3 protein-coding genes and 2 pseudogenes are annotated in these 2,207 nt (G+C 67.0%); 2 read left to right on the forward strand and 3 right to left on the reverse strand.

The genetic code is table 11. From position 1 onward, the window contains the following. Nucleotides 1-216 precede the first annotated feature (216 nt). Nucleotides 217-495: pseudogene (locus tag ABZ471_RS48400) on the forward strand (GNAT family N-acetyltransferase); the annotation flags it as partial. Nucleotides 496-672: 177 nt separating this feature from the next. Here ABZ471_RS48400 and ABZ471_RS48405 read toward each other — a convergent pair. The 3 genes from ABZ471_RS48405 to ABZ471_RS48415 form a co-directional block, all read right to left on the reverse strand. Then, on the reverse strand, nt 673-1,050 hold the full coding sequence (locus tag ABZ471_RS48405; RefSeq protein ID WP_359075553.1) for a PIN domain-containing protein: 378 nt from the start codon (nt 1,048-1,050) through the stop codon (nt 673-675). After that, nucleotides 1,047-1,310 carry a hypothetical protein gene (locus tag ABZ471_RS48410; RefSeq protein WP_359075555.1) on the reverse strand — a complete coding sequence of 88 codons (264 nt, stop codon included), beginning with the start codon at nt 1,308-1,310 and terminating at the stop codon, nt 1,047-1,049. The genes ABZ471_RS48405 and ABZ471_RS48410 overlap by 4 nt, the downstream gene beginning before the upstream one ends. A gap of 86 nt (nt 1,311-1,396) precedes the next feature. Further along, nucleotides 1,397-1,552 (reverse strand): hypothetical protein, encoded by a 156-nt coding sequence (locus tag ABZ471_RS48415; protein WP_359075557.1) that lies wholly within the window; start codon nt 1,550-1,552, stop codon nt 1,397-1,399. A 150-nt stretch (nt 1,553-1,702) separates the two neighbouring features. Here ABZ471_RS48415 and ABZ471_RS48420 point away from each other — a divergent pair. Beyond that, a pseudogene (locus ABZ471_RS48420) lies at nt 1,703-2,207 on the forward strand (serine/threonine-protein phosphatase); the annotation flags it as partial.

Here is a 2,207-nt window from a genome sequence, read left to right on the forward strand (position 1 = left end):
GAAAAGCTCAAGGGTCACCCGCTCTTCGCCCATGTCACACTCACCCGCTCTGAACGCTCCCCTATCGCCGCGCTCGTCACCGAGATGCTCGAGGTTTGCTGACAGCACGCCTGGTCGCGGGGCGACTGCATCAGCTCCGCGTTCAGGATGAGCAGGTGTCGTGCGTAGTCCGGGGTCTGGAAGAGGCCGGGCACGTGTCCTCTCGAAGATAAGGCCGACCGCAGCCTCGCCGGTGACCTTGGCGTGTTCCTGCACGACAACCGCATGCAGGCCATGCTGGGCTTCGCCCTCAGGCCAGACCTCCACGTCCAGGGGTATGCCACCGAGGCCGTGCGGGCCATCCTGGAGCACCTGTTCAGCAAAAGAGGGCATCACCGTGTCTCCGCAGAGTGCGACACCCGCAACACCGCCTCGGCCCGCATCCTGGAACGCGTCGGCTTCCAACTCGAGAGCCGACGCCCCGAATACACCCGGAACATCAACACGGGCGAATGAACGGACACCCTTCTCTTCGGCCTGCTGGCCAGCCGATGGAGGGACCTTACGGCCGGTAACGCGTAACTCCTGCCCCAACGGCACAATGCGCGTGCTGCCGGCCGTCCCGACGATGACCGGGAACGTCGTCCTCCCAGTCCGCTCGCATGCGACGGACACGGCGGGTCAACGCATCGATCACGAGCCCATCGGATTCAGCGGGCTGACCCCGGTGCCCACGTACAGGTCAGGTTCCAACGACAAGAGGGTGGCGTCCTGCCCGGCCTGCTGGGCGACGATCACCGACGACGCGGGATGCAGCACCCGCCAGTCCGCCTTCCGCCACGCACTGGCCACCAGGGCGTGTGCTCGGGTGTAGTCGCCGGTGGTGGTGAAGCGCCGCCCCAAAGCGTGCTGGCCTGCGCCCGGCGTGTCCCGTTCGGCGACCGTGGCGGACAGAGCGGGGATCACGATCTCTGCGTAGCCGTAGCTGGCCTCGACGTACAGGCCGTTGAGGAATTCGTCGCCTTCGGCGAGCGCCAGGATGCAGGTGTGGTCAAGAAGGACGCGGATCACGCGGCGTGGTGCTCCCGTCCGAGGTTCTGCAAGAAGGTGCGGGCCTGGGCGCGGGCCTCGTCGGAGACGGTGATGCCGGTCGCCTGCCGGACTTCCTCAAGGGCCTGCTGCGCGCGCCGCTCCTTCTCCTCTTCGGTCAGCTCCCGCGCCACCAACTCCGCCAGCAGGTCGTTCATGGTGGTGCCGCGTTCGCTGGCCAAGATCCTCAGGCGGTCGCGGACGTCTCTCGTCGTCTTGATACTGGTGTCCTTCTCTCCCATACAACCACTCTACCGCCAGTAGAACGCAGACGGGCAGGGAGAGGCGGGTCCGTGTGACTGAGCGCTTCACTTGACGGATGAGTGCTTCAGTCGGCGAGTGAGCGTTTCACTCGGGCCTGCTCATCAATGCGGGTGGCGAGCCCGGCGGCGTACTCACTGACTGCGGCAGCCGCATCCGGCGGCGGGCTGTCGAGCGCACGAACGGTGAAGGCGAGCCGTCCGTCCTGTTTGCGGGTGCTCACCGTCTGAAGGCGGGTTGGTCGATGTGAAGGCGATGAGTCGAGGTACGGCGTCCGGGTGCGCCGTAGCCCTGGGAGGTGTCGGTCGCGGCCCCGGGACACCCGGGGAGCGATGAGTGGAACAGTCCACTTCAGCGAGGCAGGCTTGTCCCCATGGGGACGCTCTTCCGCCGGGCTCCTCTGTTCGGAGCGGGCGGTCATAGCCGGGCTCTTTTCCGAGTCGCGCAGTGCGTGCCGTTCGTGATCATACTGCTCGGGCTGGGGATCGAGCTCTCGCCTGTGCACGCTATCTACACCGGCCCCCTCCTCGTCGCGATGCCGGCCTTGGCTTCGCTGACGATGGGCCCGAAAGGCACCCTCGCGGCAGCGGCTGGAGCCCTGGCCGTCAGTCTGACGACCACCACCCTGCACGAGGCCTGGGGTGGCCTGATGATCTACAGCAACCTCCTGGGCCTCCTCGTGGTGTCCGTGGCCAGTGTCATCACGAGTACAGCGGTGCGCACGCGCAGGCAGAGCGAGCTCAACCAGGTTCGCCGGGTCGCCGTGGCAGCACAAAGAGTCCTGCTGCGGCCCGTACCGGCCCGGCTGGGGCCGGTACGGGCCGCCAGCATGTATCTCGCGGCCGAGACGGGAGCGCAGATCGGCGGCGATCTGTACG

The organism is Streptomyces sp. NPDC005728 (genome assembly GCF_040630895.1).
GTDB lineage: Bacteria > Actinomycetota > Actinomycetes > Streptomycetales > Streptomycetaceae > Streptomyces.